At 70.3% G+C, this 24,634-nt stretch carries 20 protein-coding genes; 2 read left to right on the top strand and 18 right to left on the bottom strand.

Features of this window, described 5'->3' with window-relative positions; all coding sequences use genetic code 11:
• Nucleotides 1-5 precede the first annotated feature (5 nt).
• Nucleotides 6-668 carry a signal peptidase II gene (gene lspA / locus ACIBJG_RS08595; RefSeq protein ID WP_399305640.1) on the bottom strand — a complete coding sequence of 221 codons (663 nt, stop codon included), beginning with the start codon at nt 666-668 and terminating at the stop codon, nt 6-8.
• A 57-nt stretch (nt 669-725) separates the two neighbouring features.
• Nucleotides 726-1,580, bottom strand: coding sequence for a TraR/DksA family transcriptional regulator (locus tag ACIBJG_RS08590; RefSeq protein WP_399305637.1), 855 nt, complete (start codon nt 1,578-1,580; stop codon nt 726-728).
• A gap of 576 nt (nt 1,581-2,156) precedes the next feature.
• Here ACIBJG_RS08590 and ileS point away from each other — a divergent pair.
• On the top strand, nt 2,157-5,306 hold the full coding sequence (gene ileS, locus ACIBJG_RS08585) for an isoleucine--tRNA ligase (protein ID WP_399305635.1): 3,150 nt from the start codon (nt 2,157-2,159) through the stop codon (nt 5,304-5,306).
• Between the two features lie 321 nt (nt 5,307-5,627).
• Here ileS and ACIBJG_RS08580 read toward each other — a convergent pair whose 3' ends face one another.
• From ACIBJG_RS08580 to rsmH, 16 genes are all read right to left on the bottom strand, one after another.
• Nucleotides 5,628-6,770, bottom strand: coding sequence for a DivIVA domain-containing protein (locus ACIBJG_RS08580; protein WP_399305633.1), 1,143 nt, complete (start codon nt 6,768-6,770; stop codon nt 5,628-5,630).
• Between the two features lie 49 nt (nt 6,771-6,819).
• Entirely contained in the window at nt 6,820-7,104 is a 285-nt protein-coding gene (locus ACIBJG_RS08575) for a YggT family protein (protein WP_399305630.1), read from the bottom strand.
• A gap of 71 nt (nt 7,105-7,175) precedes the next feature.
• On the bottom strand, nt 7,176-7,787 hold the full coding sequence (locus ACIBJG_RS08570) for a cell division protein SepF (protein ID WP_136328319.1): 612 nt from the start codon (nt 7,785-7,787) through the stop codon (nt 7,176-7,178).
• Between the two features lie 125 nt (nt 7,788-7,912).
• A complete protein-coding gene (locus tag ACIBJG_RS08565; protein WP_399305627.1) occupies nt 7,913-8,632 on the bottom strand; it encodes a YggS family pyridoxal phosphate-dependent enzyme in 720 nt (239 codons plus the stop codon).
• A 3-nt stretch (nt 8,633-8,635) separates the two neighbouring features.
• Nucleotides 8,636-9,376, bottom strand: a complete 741-nt coding sequence (gene pgeF / locus ACIBJG_RS08560) for a peptidoglycan editing factor PgeF (RefSeq protein WP_399305624.1) — start codon at nt 9,374-9,376, stop codon at nt 8,636-8,638.
• A gap of 17 nt (nt 9,377-9,393) precedes the next feature.
• Nucleotides 9,394-10,608 (bottom strand): cell division protein FtsZ, encoded by a 1,215-nt coding sequence (gene ftsZ, locus ACIBJG_RS08555; protein ID WP_399305621.1) that lies wholly within the window; start codon nt 10,606-10,608, stop codon nt 9,394-9,396.
• 276 nt (nt 10,609-10,884) lie between these two features.
• Nucleotides 10,885-11,679: a cell division protein FtsQ/DivIB gene (locus ACIBJG_RS08550; protein ID WP_399305618.1), complete on the bottom strand. Its 795-nt coding sequence runs from the start codon at nt 11,677-11,679 to the stop codon at nt 10,885-10,887.
• A gap of 50 nt (nt 11,680-11,729) precedes the next feature.
• Nucleotides 11,730-12,824 carry an undecaprenyldiphospho-muramoylpentapeptide beta-N-acetylglucosaminyltransferase gene (gene murG, locus ACIBJG_RS08545; protein ID WP_399305615.1) on the bottom strand — a complete coding sequence of 365 codons (1,095 nt, stop codon included), beginning with the start codon at nt 12,822-12,824 and terminating at the stop codon, nt 11,730-11,732.
• Nucleotides 12,825-12,830: 6 nt separating this feature from the next.
• Nucleotides 12,831-14,273, bottom strand: a complete 1,443-nt coding sequence (ftsW, locus tag ACIBJG_RS08540) for a putative lipid II flippase FtsW (RefSeq protein WP_399305612.1) — start codon at nt 14,271-14,273, stop codon at nt 12,831-12,833.
• Between the two features lie 115 nt (nt 14,274-14,388).
• Nucleotides 14,389-15,822 carry a UDP-N-acetylmuramoyl-L-alanine--D-glutamate ligase gene (murD, locus tag ACIBJG_RS08535; protein ID WP_399305609.1) on the bottom strand — a complete coding sequence of 478 codons (1,434 nt, stop codon included), beginning with the start codon at nt 15,820-15,822 and terminating at the stop codon, nt 14,389-14,391.
• The gene (mraY, locus tag ACIBJG_RS08530) at nt 15,804-16,874 is read right to left on the bottom strand and encodes a phospho-N-acetylmuramoyl-pentapeptide-transferase (protein ID WP_399305606.1); all 1,071 of its coding nucleotides are present in this window, start codon (nt 16,872-16,874) and stop codon (nt 15,804-15,806) included. The genes murD and mraY overlap by 19 nt, the downstream gene beginning before the upstream one ends.
• A complete protein-coding gene (gene murF / locus ACIBJG_RS08525) occupies nt 16,871-18,277 on the bottom strand; it encodes a UDP-N-acetylmuramoyl-tripeptide--D-alanyl-D-alanine ligase (protein ID WP_399305603.1) in 1,407 nt (468 codons plus the stop codon). The genes mraY and murF overlap by 4 nt, the downstream gene beginning before the upstream one ends.
• Before the next feature lie 4 nt (nt 18,278-18,281).
• Nucleotides 18,282-20,000: a UDP-N-acetylmuramoyl-L-alanyl-D-glutamate--2,6-diaminopimelate ligase gene (locus ACIBJG_RS08520; protein WP_399305601.1), complete on the bottom strand. Its 1,719-nt coding sequence runs from the start codon at nt 19,998-20,000 to the stop codon at nt 18,282-18,284.
• 17 nt (nt 20,001-20,017) lie between these two features.
• Nucleotides 20,018-22,018, bottom strand: a complete 2,001-nt coding sequence (locus ACIBJG_RS08515) for a penicillin-binding transpeptidase domain-containing protein (RefSeq protein WP_399305598.1) — start codon at nt 22,016-22,018, stop codon at nt 20,018-20,020.
• Nucleotides 22,019-22,022: 4 nt separating this feature from the next.
• Nucleotides 22,023-22,595 carry a hypothetical protein gene (locus tag ACIBJG_RS08510; RefSeq protein WP_399305595.1) on the bottom strand — a complete coding sequence of 191 codons (573 nt, stop codon included), beginning with the start codon at nt 22,593-22,595 and terminating at the stop codon, nt 22,023-22,025.
• Between the two features lie 46 nt (nt 22,596-22,641).
• Complete coding sequence (gene rsmH, locus ACIBJG_RS08505; RefSeq protein ID WP_399305592.1) at nt 22,642-23,607, bottom strand: 16S rRNA (cytosine(1402)-N(4))-methyltransferase RsmH; 966 nt, start codon at nt 23,605-23,607, stop codon at nt 22,642-22,644.
• A gap of 380 nt (nt 23,608-23,987) precedes the next feature.
• Here rsmH and ACIBJG_RS08500 point away from each other — a divergent pair, with 380 nt between their 5' ends.
• Entirely contained in the window at nt 23,988-24,533 is a 546-nt protein-coding gene (locus ACIBJG_RS08500) for a beta-class carbonic anhydrase (RefSeq protein ID WP_399305589.1), read from the top strand.
• Nucleotides 24,534-24,634: the final 101 nt, after the last annotated feature.

Below are 24,634 nucleotides of genomic sequence, written 5' to 3'. Positions count from 1 at the left end.
GCGTCCTAGTCCTTGTGCACGGTGCCGTCGGGGTCCAGGCCCCTGAAGGAAAGCAGCACGATCAGGATGCCTCCGCAGACGATCGCGGAGTCCGCCAGGTTGAAGACGGCGAAGTGCGCGGGGGCGATGAAGTCCACCACCGCGCCCTCGAAGACACCGGGCGCGCGGAAGATGCGGTCGGTGAGATTGCCCAGGGCGCCGCCGAGCAGCAGGCCGAGCGCGATCGCCCACGGCAGGCTGTAGAGCTTGCGCGCGAGCCGGGCGATCACCACGATGACGGTCGCCGCGATGATGGTGAAGATGATCGTGAAGGCCTCGCCGATGCCGAACGCGGCGCCCGCGTTGCGGATCGCGTCGAGCCTGAGCCAGTCGCCGAAGATCTCGATCGGCTCCTGGTGCTCCAGCTTCGCCACCACGAGCATCTTGCTGCCCAGGTCGAGCAGGTAGGCGAGGACGGCGACGCAGAAGAGCAGGATGATCCGGCGCCGGCGTGTGGCCGGCGACCGGTCGACCGTCGCTTCCCCGTTCTCGGCGTCCCCGGCGTCCTGTCCGTCCGGCTCGACGGCCCCCGGGGACACGTTCCCGTCCGCCTGCTCCGGCTCGGCTCCTTCGTGTCCCTCAGCCTCAGGGATGTCCGGCGTACCGATGATGCGCTCCGCCTCTGCCACGTGAGTCCCTCAACCTAGTTCCCGACTGAGGACGAGGGTACGACACACCGGTGGGGATCAGCCGCGTCGCTCCTGCTTCTGTTTGTCCTCGACGCACAGGGTGGCCCGGGGGAACGCCTGCATCCGTGCCTTGCCGATCGGATTGCCGCAGATCTCGCAGAGTCCGTACGTACCCGCGTCGAGCCGGGCCAGTGCCCGTTCGGTCTGCTCCAGCATCTCCTGGGCGTTGGCGGCGAGCGACATCTCGTGCTCGCGGGTGATGTTCTTGGTGCCGGTGTCCGCCTCGTCGTCACCCGCCCCGTCGCCGGAGTCCCGCATCAGTCCGGCCAGCGCCAGGCCCGACGCCTCCAGCTCGTTGCGCAGCCGGGTGACCTCGCCGGTCAGCTCGGTGCGCGCGGCCGCGACCTCCTCCGGCGTCCAGGGGTCCTCTCCCGGCCGTACGGCCAGCTCTCCCGGGGTCGTCGCCGCGGCCCGTGCCGGGGGCACGGGTGCCGTGCTCCGGCCGGCCCTCCGGGTCCTGGCCGCGCTCTTCTTGGCTACCACCGTGTGGGCTCCCGTCTGCTCGGCGGCCTCGGCCGCCCCCGTGGCCGCGTCGGCGGCCGTCTTCGAAGCCTTCTCGGCCGTGGACTTCCCGGCCGCGCTCTTCTTCGCCGCGCTCTTCTTCGCAGCTGCCTTCTTGGTCGTCGCCTTCTTCGCCGTCGTCTTCTTGGCCGCCTTCTTGGCTGCCTTCTTCGTGGTCGTCTCCGTGGCTTCGGCGGCCGCGGTGGTCTTCGCGGCCGTGTGCTCCGGCCCGGTCCGCGCGTCCGTGTCGGACGCGCCGTCCCGGCCGGTCTCTCCGGTCGTCTCCCCGGCTGCCGCGCCCGTGGATGTCGCTGACGCCGTCTTCTCTGCGGCGGTCTTCTTCGCCACCATGGCCGCGGCCCCTTCACGCATTGTGATCTTGCTCGCGAGTCGTGCTGGGACGATAAGTCGACCCCAGCCCCGCGGCAACGGGGCACGCCGCCGCATCGCCCCTCCCCGTGTCCGGATCACCGCGCGCCTGAAACCGTTGTGCCCAGCTCCCCGCCCGGTAATCCGCCTTCCGGCCGCCCGCCGGGCAGCGCCCGGAACCCGTACGCCCGTCTGGCCATTCGGGTCACGCGGGAGGCCGCCGGAAATCCGGTCGGCCGCCGGCCCCGGGGGCCCGTACACTGGCCACAGCGAGAGGCATCGATGGGACGAGTAGCGTCGTACGCAGCCCAGAGCGACCCGGGGACGGTGGAAGCCCGGGGGCGAGCGCGCCGTGAAGATCATCCCGGAGCCGCCGGAAGAAAGCTCTGGACAGTGGGCTCCGCCCACGGGCGCAGGGCCAGTAGAACCGGCATCGCACCCCAATGAGGGGGCCACGGGCGGCACGCCCGGGGCCAAGGAGGGTGGTACCGCGGGATCCGGCATCGGTTCTCGTCCCTCCGACGGAAGTGGAAAACGTCCGCCGGAGGAAGCCCGCACATGACATCGCCGCAGTACCGCCAGGTACCCGCCCAGGTCGACCTGCCCGCGCTGGAGCACGCCGTGCTCGACTTCTGGCGCGAGAACAAGGTCTTCAGCCAGAGCCTCGAGCAGTCCGAGGGCCGTCCCGAGTGGGTCTTCTACGAAGGCCCGCCGACCGCCAACGGCATGCCGGGCGCCCACCACATCGAGGCCCGCGTCTTCAAGGACGTGTTCCCGCGCTTTCGCACCATGCAGGGCTACCACGTCGGCCGGAAGGCCGGCTGGGACTGTCACGGCCTGCCGGTCGAGCTCGCGGTCGAGAAGGAGCTGGGCTTCAACGGCAAGAAGGACATCGAGGCGTACGGGATCGCCGAGTTCAACGCCAAGTGCCGCGAGTCCGTCACCCGGCACACCGATGCCTTCACCGACCTCACGACCCGGATGGGCTACTGGGTCGACCTCGACGACGCGTACCGCACGATGGACCCCGAGTACGTCGAGTCCGTGTGGTGGTCGCTGAAGGAGATCTTCAACAAGGGGCTGCTCACCCAGGACCACCGCGTCGCCCCCTGGTGCCCGCGCTGCGGCACCGGCCTCTCCGACCACGAGCTGGCCCAGGGGTACGAGACGGTCGTCGACCCCTCGGTCTTCGTGCGCTTCCCGCTGACCTCCGGTCCGCTGGCCGGCGAGGCGGCCCTCCTGGTCTGGACGACGACCCCCTGGACCCTGGTCTCCAACACGGCCGTCGCCGCGCACCCCGAGGTCGAGTACGTCGTCGCGACGAACGGCGAGGAGAAGCTCGTCGTCGCCCGGCCGCTGGTCGAGAAGGCGCTGGGCGAGGGCTGGGAGCTCACGGGCCAGTCCTTCACGGGCCGTGAGATGGAGCGCTGGACCTACGAGCGCCCGTTCGCCCTGGTGGACTTCCCGGCGCCCGCGCACTACGTCGTGAACGCCGAGTACGTGACGACCGAGGACGGTACGGGTCTGGTCCACCAGTCCCCCGCCTTCGGCGCCGACGACCTCCTGGTCTGCAAGGAGTACGGCCTCCCGGTGGTCAACCCGGTCCGCCCCGACGGCACCTTCGAGGAGGACGTGCCGCTGGTCGGCGGCGTCTTCTTCAAGAAGGCCGACGAGGCGCTCACCGAGGACCTCAAGGACCGCGGCCTGCTCTTCCGCCACGTCCCGTACGAGCACAGCTACCCGCACTGCTGGCGCTGCCACACCGCGCTGCTCTACTACGCGCAGCCGTCCTGGTACATCCGCACGACCGCGGTCAAGGACCGGCTCCTCGAGGAGAACGAGAAGACCAACTGGTTCCCCGACTCGGTCAAGAACGGCCGGTACGGCGACTGGCTGAACAACAACATCGACTGGGCGCTCTCCCGCAACCGCTACTGGGGCACGCCGCTGCCGATCTGGCGCTGCGAGGACGACCACCTCACCTGCGTCGGCTCGCGCGCCGAACTCACCGAGCTGACCGGCACCGACCTGTCCGGCCTGGACCCGCACCGGCCGTTCATCGACGAGATCACGTTCACCTGCTCGCACGAGAGCTGCCAGCTGGAGGCGTACCGCGTCCCCGAGGTCATCGACGCCTGGTACGACTCGGGCTCGATGCCGTTCGCGCAGTGGGGCTACCCGCACCGGAACAAGGAGATCTTCGAGAGCCGCTACCCGGCGCAGTTCATCTCGGAGGCCATCGACCAGACCCGCGGCTGGTTCTACACGCTGATGGCGATCGGCACCCTCGTCTTCGACAAGTCCTCCTACGAGAACGTGGTCTGCCTCGGCCACATCCTCGCCGAGGACGGCCGGAAGATGTCCAAGCACCTGGGCAACACCCTCGAACCGATCCCGCTCATGGACCAGCACGGCGCCGACGCGGTCCGGTGGTTCATGGCGGCGGGCGGCTCCCCCTGGGCGGCACGCCGCGTCGGTCACGGCACGATCCAGGAGGTCGTCCGCAAGACGCTCCTCACCTACTGGAACACGGTCGCCTTCCAGGCCCTGTACGCCCGTACGTCGAACTGGGCGCCCTCGGCCGCCGACCCGGCGCCGGCGGACCGCACGGTCCTGGACCGCTGGCTCCTGAGCGAGCTCAACGCCCTGGTGGACCAGGTCACCCAGGCCCTGGAGGGTTACGACACCCAGCGCGCCGGCAAACTGCTGTCCGCGTTCGTCGACGACCTGTCCAACTGGTACGTACGCCGCTCCCGCCGCCGCTTCTGGCAGGGCGACAAGGCGGCTCTGCGCACGCTGCACGACGTCGTCGAGACGGTCACCCGGCTGATGGCCCCGCTGACCCCGTTCATCACCGAGCGGGTCTGGCAGGACCTCGTCACGCCGGTCACGCCGGGCGCCCCCTCCTCGGTCCACCTCTCCACCTGGCCGCAGGCGGACCTGTCGGCGATCGACCCGGGCCTGTCCACACAGATGGCCCTGGTCCGCCGCCTGGTCGAGCTGGGGCGCGCCACGCGTGCCGAGTCGGGCGTCAAGACCCGTCAGCCGCTGTCGCGCGCCCTGGTCGCCGTGTCGGGCTTCGAGACCCTCTCCCCCGAGCTGCACGGCCAGATCACGGAGGAGCTGAACGTCTCCTCCCTGGCCTCCCTGTCCGAGGTGGGCGGCTCGCTGGTCGACACGACGGCCAAGGCGAACTTCCGGGCCCTGGGCAAGCGGTTCGGCAAGGGCGTCCAGGCGGTGGCGAAGGCCGTCGCGAACGCGGACGCGGCGGCGCTCTCGCTGGCCCTGCGCGAGGGCACGGCGTCGGTCGAGGTCGACGGGGAGCAGGTCACCCTGGCCCCCGACGAGGTCATCATCACGGAGACCCCGCGCGAGGGCTGGTCGGTCGCATCCGACTCGGGCGCCACGGTCGCCCTGGACCTGGAGATCACCCCGGAGCTGCGGCGTGCGGGCCTGGCCCGTGACGCGATCCGCCTGATCCAGGAGGCCCGCAAGAACAGCGGTCTGGACGTGGCGGATCGTATCGCCGTCCGCTGGACGTCCACGTCGCCCGCGACGGCCGAGGCCCTGACCGAGCACGCGTCCCTGATCGCGGACGAGGTCCTGGCCCTGGACTACGCCGAGGGCGAGGCGGACGCGGCGTACGGCGAGCCCTTCGAGGACGAGGGCCTGGCCCTCACGTTCCGCCTCCGCAAGACGGAGCACTAGCCACGCAGTGCGCAAGGGGCCCGGCCGGACACGTTCCGGCCGGGCCCTCCCCGTATTTGGGGGCGCTGCCCCCGAACCCCCGCTCCTCAATCGCCGGAGGGGCTTGACTCTGCCCCGCACACCCAGCCTCGCCGGCGTTTGAGGCGCGGGGTCTGGGGCGGAGCCCCAGGTTCGGGAAGGGGCGGGTCGGGGAACAAGCCCCGCGCGGCGGCCCCCAAGCCCCACCCGCACCCGCCCACGGCAAAGGGCCGGGGCCCCGGGAATCCCCGGGGCCCGGCCCTCAGCCTGCCGACGGCTACGCGCTCAGCGAGCGCGAACCGCTCAGTTGTCGTCCTCGTCGATCAGGAACCCACGCATCGGCGAGGGCGCCTGCTGCATCGGCTGCGGCGCCTGCGGCCGCACCGGTGCCATCGGCTGGGTCATCGCCGGCGACATCTGCTGCTGGCCACCGTAGGAGGGCCCACCGCCCATGGACGGGTTGCCGCCCATCTGCTGGTTGCCGTGACCGCCGTGGTTGCCGCCCATGGTGTGACCCATGGCACCGGCACCGGCCGGAGCCAGCGAGGGCGACGGCGGCAGCGAAGCGGCAGCCGGCGTCCGCGGCGGAGCCAGCGAGTCGTCGGCCTGGGTCTCCAGCTGACGCAGCTGGCTCTCCAGGTAGGACTTCAGACGGGTCCGGTACTCGCGCTCGAAGCCGCGCAGGTCCTCGACCTTGCGCTCCAGCGTCGCGCGGGCCGACTCCAGCGAGCCCATCGCCACGCGGTGCTTCTCCTGCGCGTCCCGCTCCAGTGCGTCAGCCTTGGCGCGCGCGTCGCGCTCCAGGCCCTCGGCACGGCTGCGCGCCTCGCCGACGATCTTGTTGGCCTCGGAACGGGCCTCCGCGATCGCCTGGTCGGCGGTCTGCTGCGCCAGGGAGAGGACACGGGCGGCGCTGTCGCCACCGGGGCCCTGCTGCTGCATCTGCGGCGGCTGCTGCTGCTGCATCTGCTGCATCTGCTGCTGCTGCGGGTTGTGACCGCCCATGGGGCCACCCATCGGTCCGCCCATGGGACCACCCTGCATCGGGCCGGGGCCGTGCGGGCCCTGCGGACCGGGGCCGTGCGGACCCTGGGGTCCGTGACCGCTGGGACCGGCCGGCAGCTGAGGCGCTCCACCGGGCAGCTGGGGGGGACCCATCTGCGGGGGCTGCTGCTGGACCGGCGGACCAGATATGGCGGCGGGCACAGGTGCACCGGGACGGTCCTGCGGCTCCGGCTTGCGCATACCTTGCTGCTGCTGGTTCTGCGCGGCGGCACGCGTGGCGGCGGCCAGCTTGGCGCGCAGGTCCTCGTTCTCACGGAGCAGGCGGGTCAGCTCGGATTCGACCTCGTCGAGGAAGGCATCGACCTCGTCCTCGTCATAGCCTTCTCGGAGGCGGACGGTCGTGAACTGCTTGTTCCGCACGTCCTCGGGGGTCAGCGGCATCTCTTCTTCACCTCTACGTAGTCGTCGGCAGTCGGCAGGACCGTATCGCTCACAGCTTGGTCACGATGCTGATCAGGATGGAAACGATGATCATCAGAACGAAGAAGGACAGGTCGAGTGCCACGCCCCCGAGACGCAGCGGCGGAATGAACCGCCGCAGGAGCTTCAGTGGTGGATCGGTGACCGTGTAAGTGGCCTCAAGGACGACCACCATCGGCTTGCCCGGATGCCATGAACGTGCGAACTGGAAGACGTAGTCCATGACCAGCCGGAAGATCAGCACGATGAGGAAACACATCAACGCGATGTAGACAACACTTTGTGCGACGCCCATCCTCGCGCTTCCCTCTCCCCTGGCTCTCGTAGCTCCGGCCTCGCGGCCGGGTTGTTCCCGGTGTCGTGTTCTCAGCTCTGGTTGAAGAATCCGCCCTCTGCGATGCGGGCCTTGTCCTCCGCCGTGACATCGACGTTAGCAGGCGACAACAGGAACACCTTCTGTGTCACGCGCTCAATGCTGCCATGGAGGCCGAAGACGAGCCCTGCGGCAAAGTCGACAAGTCGCTTCGCATCCGTATCGTCCATCTCCGTGAGATTCATGATCACCGGAGTGCCCTCACGGAAGTGTTCCCCGATGGTACGGGCCTCGTTGTACGTCCTGGGGTGCAGCGTGGTGATGCGGTACGGCTCCCGCTCGGACACGACCTTGGGCATGATCACCGGTGCGTTCTTCTCCATGTTCGGGCGTTCAGGTGTGATGGATGCCACGGGGGCGATTCGGGCGGGTCGCTCCCTTTCGGCCGGGATCTGAACCGGCTCCCGCTGCGCGGGGGGCTGCACCACTCGTACCGGTTCGTCCCGCTCCCGCTCCACCTGATGCGCGGGCTGGTGCCGGCGCCGGTCGCGCTCGGGCTCCGGCTCGGGTTCGAATTCGTCGTCGGGGTCGAACCCCGGACCGTCGTACCCATCGTCCTCCACGAGGCCGAGGTAGACCGCCATCTTGCGCATCGCGCCGGCCATGCTCTGAGTCCTCCGCTCTGTGGTGGATCGGCATCTGTCACCAAGTGCCCGCGATCCACTGTGGCCTGCCCGCCAAAGGCGGTAATGACCATATTTTCTGCTGTGGTCCGACTTGCTTGGCGACGTTACCCGAGCCCGGGTCGGACTCCGAGTACCGCAGTACCGACGCGCACATGTGTCGCTCCGGCCGCAACCGCGTCCTCGAGGTCCGCACTCATCCCTGCAGAGACCATGTTCGCAGCCGGATGGTTCCCGCGCAGCCGGGATGAGAATTCCATCAGCCGGTCGAACGCCGCCCGTTGCCTTCCGGCGAACGGTCCGGCGAGCGGCGCGACGGTCATGAGGCCGTCCAGCCGCAGCCCGGGCGCGGACGCGACCGCGTCGGCCAACTCCTCGATCCCGTCGGGAGCGACACCGCCACGCTCCCCCCGCTCACCGCTCTCCGCGTCGAGCGCGACCTGGATGAGGCACCCGAGTTCACGCCCGTCACGGCCGGCCGCGGCGGAGAGGGCGGTCACCAGCTTCGTACGGTCCACCGACTGCACGACATCGGCATAACTCGCCACAGAACGGACCTTGTTCGTCTGCAATTGACCGACAAAGTGCCACGTGAGGGACAGATCAGAACATTCGGTGGCCTTGGGGGCGGCATCCTGGTCACGATTCTCCGCGACATGACGCACACCGAGTTCGTGCAGGATCCGCACATCGCTCGCGGGGTAGGTCTTGGTGACCACGATGAGGGTCACCTCCTCCCGCTTGCGGCCGGCGGCGGCACAGGCGGAAGCGATGCGCTCCTCCACCTGGGCCAGATTCGCGGCAAGTTGCGCCTTACGTTCCGTCATGCCCTATCCGTCCAGCCAGACATATCCGGCGAGCCGCCCGGTGGTGCGGTCGCGTCGGTACGAGAAGTGGTCGCCCGATTCGAGGGTGCAGAAGGGCGACATGTGCCGGTCGGTGACGCCGAGGTCCGCCAGTTGCGCGTGGACTCCGGCGGTGACGTCCACCGCCGGGGTGCCCCAGCTGGTCTCGGACCACGAGGCGGGGACGACCGCCGCGACCTCGTCCCGCATCTCGGCCGGCACCTCGTAGCACCGGCCGCAGACGGCCGGTCCGGTGCGGGCGGTGATCCGGGAGGGGTCCGCGCCCAGTTCGGTCATGGCCCCGACCGCGGCGGGCACGACTCCGGCCATCAGACCGGGACGGCCCGCGTGTGCCGCCGCGACGATCCCGGCGACCGGGTCGGCGAGCAGTACGGGGGTGCAGTCGGCGGTGAGGACGGCGAGCGCCAGTCCGCGTCGCGCGGTGACCACCGCGTCCACGGCGGGAATCTCGGGGGCCTCACCCCAGGGCCCGTCGACCACGGCGACATCCCGCCCGTGCACCTGGTTCATCCAGACGACCCGCGCCGGATCGAGTCCTCGGACCCGGGCGGCCCGCTCCCGGTTGGCGAGAACGGCGGCGGGGTCGTCACCGACCGCGCCGCCGAGGTTGAGCTCCGCGTACGGAGCGGCGCTCACCCCGCCCCACCTGTCGGTGAAGGAGAAGTGAGCGCCGCCGTCCGAAGAAACAGAATCCTTGTTGCTCACCGAGTGATACGGACCTATCACTTCAAGAAGTCCGGAACGTCCAGCTCTTCGGCCTGGGAGTCCTGGTAGGGACGGGCCGGCGGGACGTGCGGCGGAGCGACCGGCGGGAGGTGGCTCTCATGAGCCACCGGAACCGGCTGGGCCTGGACCGGGGACTCCTCGCGCGGCGGCACGGAGCCCAGCCCGCTCGTCTGGCGCACGGGCTCGGCGGCCCGGACCGGCGGAGCCGGCTCCTCGCGCTTGGTGGAGCTCGCACCCAGGACGTTCTCCCGCCGGGCCGGCGGCTGTCCGCCGTCGAAGCCCGCCGCGATCACGGTGACCCGCACCTCGTCGCCCAGTGCGTCGTCGATGACCGCACCGAAGATGATGTTCGCCTCGGGGTGTGCCGCCTCGCTCACCAGCTGGGCGGCCTCGTTGATCTCGAAGAGACCGAGGTCGCTGCCGCCGGAGATGGAGAGCAGGACACCGCGGGCGCCGTCGATGGACGCCTCCAGGAGCGGCGAGGAGATCGCCATCTCCGCCGCGGCCACCGCGCGGTCGTCGCCGCGGGCCGAGCCGATGCCCATGAGCGCCGATCCGGCCTCGGACATGACCGACTTGACGTCGGCGAAGTCGAGGTTGATCAGACCCGGGGTGGTGATGAGGTCGGTGATGCCCTGGACACCCGAGAGCAGCACCTGGTCGGCCGACTTGAAGGCGTCGAGCACGCTGACCTGGCGGTCCGAGATGGACAGCAGTCGGTCGTTGGGAATGACGATGAGGGTGTCGACCTCTTCGCGGAGTTCGGCGATGCCGTCCTCCGCCTGATTGGCGCGACGCCGGCCCTCGAAGGTGAACGGGCGGGTGACCACACCGATCGTCAGGGCGCCGAGCGAGCGCGCGATATTGGCGACGACGGGGGCGCCACCGGTGCCGGTGCCGCCGCCTTCGCCTGCGGTGACGAAGACCATGTCGGCCCCCTTGAGGACCTCCTCGATCTCTTCACGGTGGTCCTCTGCCGCCTTACGACCGACGGCCGGGTTCGCCCCGGCGCCGAGGCCGCGGGTGAGTTCACGACCGACGTCGAGCTTGACGTCGGCGTCGCTCATCAACAGGGCTTGCGCATCCGTGTTGATCGCGATGAACTCGACGCCCTTGAGACCGACCTCGATCATTCGGTTGATGGCATTGACACCACCGCCGCCGACACCGATGACCTTGATGACTGCGAGGTAGTTCTGCGGTGCTGCCACGTCGAAGGCCTCTCGCCTCGAGTTACGTGTCGTCGCTTGGCGGTAGTCCCGCCGCGACGACGGATGCCGATTGGGACGGTCCGAACGCCGACCCAAACCCTAACGTTGAAGTTTAGGGTTACCAGTGTGTCTGCTTCATGGACTCTTCCGAACAGGACACTAAGTCGACAAGTGGCGCACGTTCAACGAACACGCCGAACCTCCCGTTTTTCTTTTCACCCTATGTGATCACCCGTAGCGCTGACCAACCAGGGTGCTGGCCAGGCCAAATGTGCGTCAACTACCCGACACCGCCGGAGCGGTGGGTGCACTCACGTCGAAGTGTCCCGCTTTGGGAGCGGCTTTCATGAGAGCGGTGAGGACTTTCGCCTTCACCACACCTTCTTCACTGCTCCCCCAGATCACCGTGCGGTCCCCGGTGAGCCCCAGGGAGACCGAATCGTACGAGACGACCCGCACGACCTGGGTTTCCCCGGCGACTCCGGCCGGAAGATCTCCCGCGACCCGGACCGCTTCCCGCACCAGTCGGTCACTGCCGAATCGGCGCAGGCCCGCGGACTGACCAGGTGTCAGTTCCAGCAGGGGTACGCGCCCGGGCGCCTTGTCCACCGTGGCGAAGCGCACGCCTTCGGCGTCCACTTCAATGAACTCTGCGCCCTTTTTCACCAACAGGACCGGCTGTCGTTCGGTCACTTTAAGTCCGATCCCGTGCGGCCATGACCGTACGACATCCACCGAGTCGATACGAGGCAACTTCTGGCGCAACCTCGCGGCGACGGCGTCCGTGTCGACCGAGATCAGCGGGGCACCCATCGGCACCGCCGCCGCCGTCTCCACCTCGGCCGGTGTCAGTACGTCGACACCGGTGATCCGGACCTGTTCGGCGCGGAGCCAGGAGGATCCATAGAGCGCCCAGACGGCGCCGGAGCCGAGCAGCAGCACGGCCGCGGCGATCACGATCAGGAGCGTGCGCCGGGACATCCGGCGCCCGTCCTGCCGTGGGCGCGGCGGGGGGTCCGGGGTGTCCTTCTGCTGCCCTGCACCGCGCTGGGCGGTCGTCGGTCCGGCCACGCTCGCTCCTTATGCCGGGTCCGGGGGCACCGCCCCCGGACCCGTCCGCCTCACGCGCCTCGGCGTGCGGCGATCGCTTCGTACACCATGCCGACCAGCAGGTCGTCGGCGTCCCGGCGGCCGAACTCGGCGGCGGCGCGGGACATTTCGTACAGCCGGTGCGGATCCGCCAGCACCGGAAGGACGTTGCCCTGCACCCACTCGGGAGTGAGCGCCGCGTCGTCCACCAGCAGACCGCCGCCGGCGTTGATCACCGGCTGGGCGTTGAGCCGCTGTTCGCCGTTGCCGATCGGCAACGGGACGTAGGCGGCGGGGAGCCCGACGGCGGTGAGTTCGGCGACGGTCATCGCGCCCGCGCGGCAGAGCATCATGTCGGCCGCGGCGTACGCGAGATCCATCCGGTCCACGTACGGTACCGGGATGTAGGGCGGCATCCCGGGCATGTTGTCGACGCGCGGCATTTCGTTCTTCGGGCCGACCACGTGCAGGATCTGGATCCCGGAGCGCTGGAGCAGCGGCGCGACCCGCTGGACCACCTCGTTGAGGTGGCGGGCGCCCTGCGAGCCGCCGGAGACCAGCAGCGTCGGCAGGTTGGGGTCGAGGCCGAAGGCGGCACGCGCCTCGGGGCGGACCCTGGCCCGGTCCAGCGTGGCGATGGTGCGGCGCAGCGGGATGCCGATGTAGCGGGCCCCGCGCAGCTTGCTGTCGGGGGTGGAGACAGCGACCCCGTGCGCGTACCGCGAACCGATCTTGTTGGCCAGGCCCGGCCGGGCGTTGGCCTCGTGCACCACGATCGGCACGCCGGCGCGCTTGGCCGCCAGGTAGCCGGGCAGCGCCACGTAGCCGCCGAAGCCGACGACGCAGTCCGCCTTGGTGCGCTCCAGGATCTGCTCGGCGGCCTTGATGGTGCCGCGCAGCCTGCCCGGGACGGTGATGAGTTCAGGGGTGGGTTTGCGCGGCAGCGGTACGGCCGGGATCAGGGCGAGTTCGTACCCCCGCTCGGGTACGAGCCTGGTCTCGAGTCCGCGCTCCGTGCCGAGAGCGGTGATTCCCACGCTCGGGTCCTGCCTGCGCAGGGCATCCGCGAGGGCAAGCGCGGGCTCGATGTGGCCGGCGGTCCCCCCACCGGCGAGTACGACATGCACCGAAATTCACCGCTCTCCGGACGGACGCTTCTTGACGCGCCGTCTCATCGTCTTCCATCTCACCCCGGGCCTCCGCATGGCCAGGGCCGCCTTCGCGGCGGGATCCGCTCGCGCGAACGCGATCAGCAGCCCGACAGCGAACATGGTCGGCAGCAGGGCCGACCCCCCGTACGAGAACAGCGGGAGCGGGACACCGGCGATCGGCAGCAGGCCGAGCACCGCACCGATGTTGATCACGGCCTGAGCCGTGATCCAGGTGGTCACACCTCCCGCTGCGTACCTCACGAAGGGGTCCTCCGTGCGTCCGGCCACGCGGATACCCGCATAGCCTAGAGCCGCGAAGAGGGCGAGTACCGACAGCGTCCCCGCCAACCCCAGTTCCTCCCCGGTGATGGCGAAGATGAAGTCGGTGTGCGGTTCGGGTAGTTGGCCCCATTTTTCCACACTTGCACCGAGCCCGGATCCGAACCATCCACCGGACGCCAGAGCGTAGATGCCGTGCACGGCCTGCCAGCACGAGCCCCCTGGGCCCGGTTCGCTGGCCCCCATGCAGTCGAGGCGGGACATCCGGTTCGGGCTGGTCTTGATCAGCAGGAAGGCGATCAAGCCCGCGGAGGCGAGGACTCCGGCGAACAGCCGGGTCGGCGCTCCGGCCAGCCAGAGCAGTCCGAAGAGGATGGCCGTGAGAATGATCGCAGTGCCCATGTCACCGCCGAGCATGATCAGGCCGAGCAGCATGAAGGCGACCGGGACCAGTGGCACGAGCATGTGCTTCCACTGGGTCAGCAGCCGTTTGTCCTGTTTGCGGGCGAGCAGGTCGGCCCCCCACAGGACGAGGGCCAGCTTGCCGAACTCACTGGGCTGGAGCTGGAAGGGGCCGCCCAGGTAGAGCCAGTTCCGGTTGCCGTTGACCGACATCCCTATCCCCGGCACCTGGACCAGCACCATCAGGAAGACGGCGCCCATCAGCAGTGGGTAGGACAGGGCCCGGTGCAGTTTGACGGGCATCCGGGCGGCGGCCGCCATCAGCCCGGCCCCGATGACGGCGGCGAGGAACTGCTTGCGGAAGAAGTACGTGCCCGGCTTGCCCAGCTCCAGCGCCTTGATCATCGAGGCGGAGTAGACCATCACAAGACCGAGCACGGTGATGAGCAGTCCGGCGCCCAGGATCAGGTAGTACGCGGTCAGCGGGCGGTCCCACGCCCTGCGGGCCTGCTCGTACAGCCGCCGCGGTCCGCCGCTCCGGGGGGTACGAGGGCCGCCGGACGTCCCGGAGCGCGCCGCGGAGGGCCGCCGGGCGCCGGCGGCGGGCCGCACGCGCAGCGCGAGGCCGGCGGGCAGCGGTGCGCCCCCGGCCGCGAGGAGGGGCGGTTGGAGCGCCCGGCTGATCGCCGAGGTCGCCCGTGAGCGGTCCCTGCCACCTGCGGCAGAGCTCTCTTCGGCCGGCATGGTCCCTGTCCCCTCCACTGCTCGTGCCCGGGGCTTCGGTGCCGAGGGTCCGGGCCCCGGCACAGCCGTACGTACCCGGGTACTCCGGGACGGTACGGCGCGGAGGCCGGGCCCGTCAGGCGCTCTCGGCGGCCAGCGTGCGGACGGCGTCCGCGAAGGCCTCGCCCCGCTTGTTGTAATTGACGAACATGTCCATCGAGGCGCAGGCCGGGGCCATCAGTACGGTGTCTCCCGGCCGGGCGAGCCGTGCCGCCTCGCGGACCGCCTCGGACATCGCCCCAGTGTCGGTCCGGTCGAGGTCGGTCACCGGGACCTCGGGCGCGTGTCGCGCGAGGGCTTCCCGGATGAGCGCCCGGTCTGCGCCCATCAGTACGACGCCCCGCAGGCGCTTCGCACACCCGGTCACCAACTCGTCGAAGGTGGCGCCCTTGGCCAGTCCGCCGGCGATCCAGACGATCGGGTCGTAGGACGCCAGGGATGCCTCGGCGGCGTGGGTGTTGGTGGCCTTGGAGTCGTCGATGTACGCCACTCCGGCGACGTCGGCGACGTGCTCGATGCGGTGCGGGTCGGGGCGGAAGGCCCGCAGCCCGTCACGCACGGCGGCGGGCGCCACGCCGAAGGCCCGGGCGAGCGCCGCGGCCGCCAGCGCGTTGGCGATGTTGTGCGGGGCGGGCGGGTTGACGTCCGTGACCTCGGCGAGCTCCTGGGCCTGCTTCTGCCGGTTCGTCACGAAGGCGCGGTCGACGAGGATGCCGTCGACGACGCCGAGCTGGGAGGGCCCGGGGGCGCCGAGGGTGAAGCCGATCGCCCGGCAGCCCTCCTCGACGTCCGCCTCGCGCACCAGGTCCTCCGTGGCGGGGTCCGCCACGTTGTAGACGCAGGCGACGGTGTTGCCCTCGTAGATCCGGCCCTTGTCGGCGACGTACGCCTCCATGGAGCCGTGCCAGTCGAGGTGGTCGGGGGCCAGGTTGAGGACGGCCGCGGAGTGGGCGCGCACTGACGGCGACCAGTGCAGCTGGTAGCTGGAGAGCTCGACGGCCAGGACGTCGTACGTCTCCTCGCCGAGGACCGCGTCCAGGAGCGAGACCCCGATGTTGCCGACGGCGGCGGTGCGCAGCCCTGCGGCCTCCAGGATCGAGGCGAGCATCCGTACGGTCGTGGTCTTGCCGTTGGTGCCGGTGACCGCGAGCCAGGGTGCGGCATCGGGCCCGCGCAGCCGCCAGGCGAGTTCGACGTCGCCCCAGACCGGGACGCCCGCCTCGGCGGCTGCGGCGAAGAGCGGCTTGTCGGGCTTCCAGCCCGGGGTGGTGACGATGAGCTCGGTGGACTCCGGCAGGGTGGCCCCGTCGCCGAGGCGCACGGTGATGCCCTGCGCCTCCAGCTCCGCGGCCTGGACTCGGGAGCGCTCGTCGTCGCCGTCGTTGACCACGGTGACGACGGCGCCGAGGCCGTGCAGCACCCGGGCCGCCGGGATCCCGGAGACCCCGAGTCCGGCGACCGTGACGTGCTTGCCCTGCCAGTCCACGTTGCTCACTTCTTGGCTGCCCATCCTGCGTAGAAGAGGCCGAGGCCGACGATCACGCACATGCCCTGGATGATCCAGAAGCGGACCACGACAAGGACTTCGGACCACCCCTTGAGTTCGAAGTGGTGCTGGAGTGGCGCCATCCGGAAGACGCGCTTGCCGGTCATCTTGAACGAGCCGACCTGGATGACGACGGACATCGTGATCATCACGAAGAGACCGCCGAGCACCGCCATCAGGAACTCGGTGCGGGAGCAGATCGCCAGGCCGGCGAGCGCGCCGCCGAGGGCGAGCGAACCGGTGTCACCCATGAAGATCTTGGCGGGCGAGGTGTTCCACCACAGGAAGCCGAAGCACGAACCCATGAGCGCGGAGGCCACGACCGCGAGGTCGAGTGGATCTCGTACCTCGAAGCAGGCGCTCGGGTTGGTGAGGGTCGCCGCGTTGGCGCAGGACTCCTGGAACTGCCAGAGCCCGATGAAGGTGTACGCGCCGAAGACCATCACCGACGCGCCGGTGGCCAGGCCGTCCAGACCGTCCGTCAGGTTCACGCCGTTGGACATGGCGAGAATCATGAAGAGTGCCCAGAGCACGAAGAGCACCGGGCCGATCGACCAGCCGAAGTCCTCGACGAACGAGAGCTTGTCGGAGGCGGGGGTGTTGCCGCGGGCGTCGGCGAACTGGAGCGAGAGCACCGCGAAGGCGATGCCGACGATCAGCTGGCCGGCCATCTTGGCCTTGGCCCGCAGACCCAGCGAACGCTGCTTGACGATCTTGATGTAGTCGTCGAGGAAGCCGACGACTCCCATACCGGCCATCAGGAAGAGGACCAGCACACCGGAGAAGCGCATCTCCTCGCCGGTGATCACCTTGGCCAGGACGTACGCGATGATCGTCGCCAGGATGAAGGCGATGCCGCCCATGGTGGGCGTGCCCTTCTTCGATCCGTGGCTGCGCGGGCCGTCGTCCCGGATGAACTGCCCGTATCCCTTGCGGGCCAGCAGCTTGATCAGCAGCGGGGTACCGACCAGGGTCAGGAAGAGCCCGATGGCCCCCGCGAAGAGGATCTGCCTCATCGGCCGGCGACCTCGCCCTCGGTCGCGTTCTCCAGCAGTGCCGTAACGACCTGCTCCAGGCCGACCGACCGGGACGCCTTCACCAGCACGACGTCTCCCGGGCGCAGTTCACTGCGCAACAGGTCGACGGCAGCCTGTGCGTCGGACACATGCACCGACTCCTCACCCCACGAACCCTCGTTGTATGCGCCCAGTTGCAGCCAGGAGGCTTCTCTGCCCCCGACCGCGACGAGCTTGCTGACGTTGAGCCGGACGACAAGCCGTCCGACCGCGTCGTGCTCGGTGAGCGAGGCGTCGCCGAGCTCGGCCATCTGGCCGAGCACCGCCCACGTACGACGCCCCTTCCCCATGGCGGCCAGCGCGCGCAGCGCGGCCTTCATGGATTCGGGGTTGGCGTTGTAGGCGTCATTGACGAACGTCACGCCGTCCGGACGCTCAGTGACCTCCATGCGCCAGCGGGAGAGGGTGCCCGACTCGGAGAGCGCCACGGCGATCTCGTCTGCGGACAGGCCCAGCTCATGGGCGACGGCGGCCGCGGCGAGCGCGTTCGACACGTGGTGCTCACCGTACAGGCGCATGGTCACATCACTGCACCCGGTGGGTGTGTGAAGCCTGAACGAGGGGCGGCCGTCCTCGGTGAGACGGACGTTCTCACCCCGTACGTCCGCATCCGCGGCTTCGCCGAAGAGCAGCACCCGGGCCTTGGTCCGGGAGATCATGGCGCGGACGAGCGGGTCGTCGGCGTTGAGTACGGCGAGTCCGTCCTCGGGGAGGGACTCGACCATCTCGCCCTTGGCCTTGGCGATCTGCTCGCGGCCGCCGAACTCGCCGATGTGCGCGGTGCCGACGTTGAGGACGAGGCCGATCCGCGGCGGGACGAGCCCGGTGAGGTAACAGATGTCGCCGATGTAGCGGGCCCCCATTTCGAGGACCAGGTGCTGGGTCTCCTCGGTGGCGCGCAGCGCGGTGAGGGGCAGGCCGATCTCGTTGTTGAGATTGCCCGCCGGGTAGACGGTGGGGCCCTTGCGCTCCAGGAGCTGGGCGATCAGGTCCTTGGTGGAGGTCTTGCCGGCGGATCCGGTGAGGGCGACGACGGTGGTGCCGAGGCGTCCGACGACGGCACGGGAGAGCGCGCCGAGCGCCGCCACCACGTCGTCGACGACGATCGCGGGCACACCGACGGGGCGGGCGGCCAGGACGACTGCCGCGCCCGCCTCGACGGCGCGCTGGGCGTAGTCGTGACCGTCGACCCGTTCACCGGTGAACGCGACGAAGAGGCTGCCTTGCTTCACCTCCCGGGAGTCGATGACGACGGGCCCGCTGACGATCACGGCCGGATCCGGTATGTCGTACGACTGCCCGCCGACGATTTCGGCGATCTCGGCGAGGGAAAGGGCGATCACTTGGTCATCCCTGACTGTTGTTCTCGTGGGTGGGGGCACGGTGGGTGCCGTTCTCGTGTCCCAGGGACCGCTCGATGGCCGTACGCAGGACCACCCGGTCGTCGAAGGGGCGCACCACGCCGTGGACGTCCTGGCCCTGCTCGTGGCCCTTGCCTGCGATCAGCACGGTGTCTCCGGGGCCGGCGCGGCCGACCGCGGCCGCGATGGCGGCGGCCCGGTCGGCGTCGACCAGGACGTCACCGCGTTCGTGCACGGGTACTTCGGCGGCGCCCGCGAGCATGGCTGCGAGGATGCCGAGGGGGTCCTCGGAGCGGGGGTTGTCGGACGTCAGTACGGCGGTGTCGGCGAGCCGGGCCGCGGCCGCACCCATCGGGCCGCGTTTGGTCGTGTCGCGGTCGCCGCCGCAGCCGAGGACGATGTGCACCTTGCCCTCGGTGACCTTCTGCAGGGAGCGCAGCACCGACTCGACGGCGTCGGTCTTGTGTGCGTAGTCGACCAGCGCGAGGTACGGCTGTCCGGCGTCGACCCGTTCCAGCCGGCCGGGCACACCGGGCACGGCGGCGACGCCGTCGGCCGCGGTCTGCGGGTCGATGCCGGCGACGGCGAGGGTGACGATCGCGGCCAGGGTGTTGGCGACGTTGAACGGGCCGGGCAGCGGGGCCTTGGCGGTGGCCCGCTCCCCCTTGGGCCCGACAACGGTGAAGGTGGAGCCGAGCTGGCCCACCTCGACGTCCTCGGCGCGCCAGTCGGCGTCCGGGTGGCCCTCGGCGGAGAACGTGGTGACGGGGACGGACGCCTCGGTGATCAGCCTGCGGCCGTACTCGTCGTCGTAGTTGAGGACGCCCTGCCTGCTGCGCTGCGGGGTGAACAGCCGCGCCTTGGCCTGGAAGTAGTCCTCCATGCCGGAGTGGAACTCCATGTGCTCCGGGCTGAGGTTGTTGAAGACGGCGACGTCGAAGACGCAGCCGTCGACCCGGCCGAGCACCAGGGCGTGGCTGGAGACCTCCATCGTCACCGCGTCCACGCCGCGTTCGCGCATGACGGCGAACAGGGCCTGCAGATCGGTGGCTTCGGGGGTGGTGCGCTCGGACTTGATGCGCTCGTCGCCGATCCGCATCTCCACGGTGCCGATGAGGCCCGTGCTGCGTCCGGCGCCGCGGAAGCCGCCCTCGATGAGGTAGGCCGTCGTGGTCTTGCCGGATGTTCCGGTGATGCCGATCTGGAGCAGGCCGGTGCCGGGGTGGCCGTAGATCTCGGTGGCGAGTTCGCCCATCCGGCCGCGCGGGTCCTCGGTGACCAGCACCGGGAGTCCGGTGGCGGCGGCGCGTCCGGCGCCCGCCGGGTCGGTGAGGATCGCGGCGGCGCCGAGACCGGCGGCCTGGCCGGTGAAGTCGGCACCGTGCAGACGGGCACCCGGCAGCGCCGCGTACACGTCCCCGGGGCGTACGGCCCGGGAGTCGTGGGTGATGCCGGTGACTTCGCCGTTGCCCGGCGGTTCTACTCCCAGCAGGGCTGCCAGCGTGACCAGGGAGGTCGGCCGCAGCCGATCCGGGCGGGGCGCTCCCGGGTAGTTCACAGGGGCGTCCTTCTGGGTGGTTCGGGACTGTTCAGCGTGGGGCACGGCGGTGAGCGTACCGGGCGCACCCGGCCTCTCGCGAAGTGAGGGGGCGGGGGCGCGGTGGTTCCCGTTCCGGTTCCCTGGATCGGGGGTGATGGTTGTCACTGGTGGTCTCCCCGAGTTCACTCGCCGGGTTTGAAGGACACCGGCAGCCGGGCCGGCTCGTTGCCGGAGGGTGCGGTCTGCAGTGTCTTCAGCGCGAATTCCATGACCTGCTTGTAGATGGGTCCGCAGATCTGGCCGCCGAAGTAGCTGCCCTTGGTGGGGTTCTGGATGGCGCAGTAGACGGTGATCTGGGGGTTGTCGGCGGGGGCGAAGCCGGCGAAGGAGGCGGTGTAGCCGTGGTAGCCGCCGCGTACCGGATCGACTCGGTTGGCCGTACCGGTCTTGCCCGCGACCCGGTAGCCGGGGATCTTGGCCTTCGTTCCGGTGCCCTCCTCGTCGCCGACGACCGACTCCAGCATCCCGGCCAGCGTCTTGGCGGTCTTCTTGCTGACCACCCTCGTCTGTTCGGGTGCATCGGCCGGGGTGAAGCGGCCGTCGGCGCCCTTGGTGCCGCGGACGAGGCTGGGTTCGATGCGGACCCCGCCGTTGGCGATCGTGGAGTAGATCGAGGCGGCCTGCATGGCGTTGAGCGAGAGGCCCTGGCCGAACGGGATCGTGTACTGCTGCGAGGTCGACCAGTCCTGCGGCTTGGCGAGGATTCCGGCGGTCTCACCCGGGTAGCCGAGTCCGGTCGGCGAGCCGATGCCGAATTTCCGCAGGTAGTCGTAGAGCACCTTGTTGGCTTCGGCCTGGGTCTTCCCCAGCTGGCCGGTGGCCATGATGGTGCCGATGTTGCTGGACTTGGCGAGTACGCCGTTGAGGGTCAGGTACCAGGTGGGGTGGTCGATGTCGTCCTTGAACGACCGGTCACCGCGGTGCAGCCGGTTGGGGACGGTGACGTGGGTGCCGGGGGTGGCGACGCCCTCCTCCAGCACGGCGGCCATCGACATGACCTTGCTGGTGGAACCGGGCTCGTACACGTCCTGGAGCGCCGCGTTGCCCAGTGAGGCGGCGTCGGCCTGCGAGAGGTCGTTGGGGTCGAAGCCCGGCGCGTTGGCCATGGCGAGGACCTCGCCGGTGCGGGTGTTCTGCACGACGACGTAGCCGCGGTCGGCCTTGGACTTCTTGACCTGGTCGGCGATGGCCTTCTGGGCCGCCCACTGGATGTCGCGGTCGATGGTCAGCTCGATGTCGGAGCCCGCGACGGCGGGGACCTCCTTGGTGCCCGCGGTGGGCACCCGGCGGCCGCCGGACTGGGCGTACTTGATCGTTCCGTCCTCGCCCGCGAGCTCCTTGTCCAGCTGCGATTCGAGGCCGCCCGCGCCCGTGCCCTCGGCGTTGACGTAACCCAGTATCCCGGCGGCGAGGCCGCCGTTGGGGTAGACGCGCTTGGTGGTCGACTCCTGGAAGACACCGGCCAGCACATTGGCCCCGACGCCGCCGGCTGCCTTGTCCTTGGCGGCCTTCTCCGCGAAGACGGACTTGAGGTCCTTGATCTGCGTCCAGACCTGCGGGGTCTGCCTGCGGGCCAGCACCGCGTACCGGCTCTTGGGCTTGGCCAGCTTCTTCGTCAGTTCGGCCGCGTCGACGCCGAGGATGGGCGCGAGGAGCGCGGCGGCCTGCTGGGGCGCGTCGGGTGCCTTGCTGTCCTCGGGAGTGAACATCTTGGGGTCGGCGGTGATGTCGTACGCGTCGACGCTGGTGGCCAGCGCGATGCCGCCGCGGTCGGTGATCTCGCCGCGCTCGGCGGCGACGGTGTAGCTGAGGTAGCGGTTCTTCTCGGCCTTGGCCGCGTACGCGTTGGCGTCCACGGCCTGTACCTGGAGGAGCCGGACGACGAACGCGATCATGACGAGGGTCAGGGCCAGGCTGACGAGCCGCAGCCGCGGCCGTGGGCTGCCCAGGCGCAGCGGCAGGCCCGATCGGGCGCGGGGGGTCCGCCCGCGCGGCGCCGCGGACGAGGGCCGCCGTCGCGGTTCGGGGCGGGCTGCGGGCCGGGGACGGCCGGAGCGGGCGGCCGCGTTACGCGGACGCGCGGGGCCGGGTACCCGGCGGCGCGGTGGTTCCTGGGAAGGCACTGCGTCACCTGCCGGGGCTCGTGGAGGGCTGGTCTGCCGGGGTACGCGCGTTCGCGGGGGTGCTCGGCTTCGCCGGGGCGGTGCCGGTCGTGGTCGCGGACGCGCCGGGATCGGCCGCGGTCGTGCTCGGCCGTGGCGTGGCGGTGGCCGACGCGGTGGGCGAAGAGGTGGGGCGGGGCCAGGCCGCGGGGGTTTCGGGCTTCGGCGCCGCACCGGCGGGGGAGGGTACGCCGCGGACCTTGCCGTTCGCGTCGAGGAAGGCGGGGCTGCCGCCGGGGACCATGCCCAGTTCCCGCGCGCGCCGCGCCAGGGCGTCGGGTTCGGAGGCGCTGTCGACGTCGCGCTGGAGGGCCTGCTGATCGTCGGTGAGGTCCGTGGTCCGCTTCTTCAGCTCGCTCAGCCGGAACGATCCTTCGTTGAGCGCGGAGTTCAGCAGCAGCAGGGAGATCAGGCCGCCGCCCAGGAGCAGGACGACCAGCAGGACGAAGGGGGCCCGGGCCGCGTTGCTCGGCCCGGAGGGCATCAGCCGGCTGAGCCGCGCCGCGCGCCCTTTCAGCCGGCCGGCCGCTTTGCTCACCGCGCCACTCCGTCCGGGTTGCGCGAGGTCTCCGGGTGCCGGCTGCTCATCGCTCCTCCTCGCGGATCCGCTGGGCTCCGCGCAGGCGGGCGGGGGCGGCGCGCCGGTTCTCGGCGACCTCCTCCTCGGTGGGCAGCTCGGCGCCGCGGGTCAGCAGCTTGAGGCGGGGCTGGTAGCGCTCGGGGACGACCGGCAGGCCGGGCGGCGCCGTGTTGGCGGCGCCCGCCGCCAACACCTGTTTGACCAGGCGGTCCTCCAGCGAGTGGTACGAGAGGACGGCGATGCGCCCACCGACGGCGAGGCTCCGCACCGCGGCCGGGATCGCCCGTTCCAGCACGGTGAGCTCACCGTTGACCTCGATGCGCAGCGCCTGGAAGGTGCGCTTGGCCGGGTTGCCGCCGGTGCGCTTGGCGGCCTGCGGCAGCGAGTCACGGATCAGCTCGACGAGCCGGGCGCTGTTGCTGAACGGCTCCTTCTCGCGTTCGCGCACGACGGCGGAGACGATCCGTTTGGCCTGCTTCTCCTCGCCGTACGCGCGCAGGATCCTGACCAGCTCGCCCGGCGCGTAGGTGTTGAGCACCTCGGCCGCGCCGATGCCGGTCGTCTGGTCCATGCGCATGTCGAGCGGGGCGTCCTGGGCGTACGCGAATCCGCGGTCGGCCTCGTCCAGTTGCATGGAGGAGACGCCGAGGTCGAACAGGATGCCCTGGACCTTGGGGATGCCGAGGCGGTCGAGCACCTCGGGCAGTTCGTCGTAGACGGCGTGCACCAGCGTGGCGCGGTCGCCGTACGGGGCGAGCCGCTCGCCGGAGAGCCGCAGCGCCTCCTTGTCCCGGTCGAGCGCGATCAGCCGGGCTGTGGGGAAGGCGGAGAGCAGCGCCTCGCTGTGTCCGCCGAGGCCCAGGGTGCAGTCGACGACCACGGGCGGCTGCGGGCCGGGGGCCTCCAGAGCCGGGGCCAACAGGTCCAGGCACCGCTGGAGCATCACCGGGACGTGTCGGGTCTGGCTCATGCGCCCTCTCAGGCTCAGGTCCCGGGGGCGCTGCACGTACGGCCTGGTCCCCGCCCGCTCGCGAAGGGGAGGTCCGCCGGCGCCGGGGAAGTGGCGTCAGCCGACCGGCGAGCGGGAGAGGGCCGGGCCGTACGTACGCCGCGCACACGGGGAAAACATCGGAATGTGCAGGGTGTCGGTAACTTCCCGTCACTTTAGTCCACCCTGCCATTCGATCGATTCCCGATCAATCAACCCGACAGCGCGTCGGCCTCGCTTTGTTCACCCGGCCGGGTGACCGAGTGTGAGGCTTGTGGGTTACCTCACAACAAGCGTCGTTGACGTTCTTTGTCCGCTTCGACACCACGCCGGTGGGGCCGCCGAAGGCTAACGTCTTGTCCATGTCGACTTCTGCGCACTCCCCTGCCCCGGGCCAGGCCCGCACCGGCGGCACCGTCACGGACCGCCTGGTCGAGGCGAACACCCAGTACGCCTCCGAGTTCACCGATCCCGGCATGGACGCGAAGCCCGTACTGCGCGTAGCCGTGGTCGCCTGCATGGACGCCCGGCTCGACCTCCACAAGGCGCTCGGTCTGGCGCTCGGCGACTGTCACACCGTCCGCAACGCGGGCGGCGTGGTCACCGATGACGTCATCCGGTCGCTGTCGATCAGCCAGCGGGCCCTCGGTACGCGCAGCGTGGTCCTGATCCACCACACCAACTGCGGCATGGAGTCGATCACCGAGGAGTTCCGCCGGGAGCTGGAGATGGAGGTCGGCCAGCGGCCGGCCTGGGCGGTGGAGGCCTACAGCGACGCGGACCAGGACGTGCGGCAGTCGATGCAGCGGGTGCGCACCTCGCCGTTCCTGCTGCACACCGACGACGTGCGCGGTTTCGTCTTCGACGTGACCACCGGTCTCCTGCGCGAGATCCTTCCGGTTTCCTGACCCTTCCCGTCCCGAGGGTGCGGGACGAGCACATTCCGGCAGTGAAAATCCCCATCGGCCCGACATTTCGGCCCCGGTTATCCACAGGCGAGTGACACGAA

Origin of the sequence: Streptomyces sp. NPDC050422, assembly GCF_044458665.1 — a bacterium.
In the GTDB taxonomy this organism is placed as follows: Bacteria; Actinomycetota; Actinomycetes; order Streptomycetales; family Streptomycetaceae; genus Streptomyces.
The sequence above is the reverse complement of the archived record's forward strand: the minus strand, read 5'-3'. Positions and strand labels throughout refer to the sequence as shown.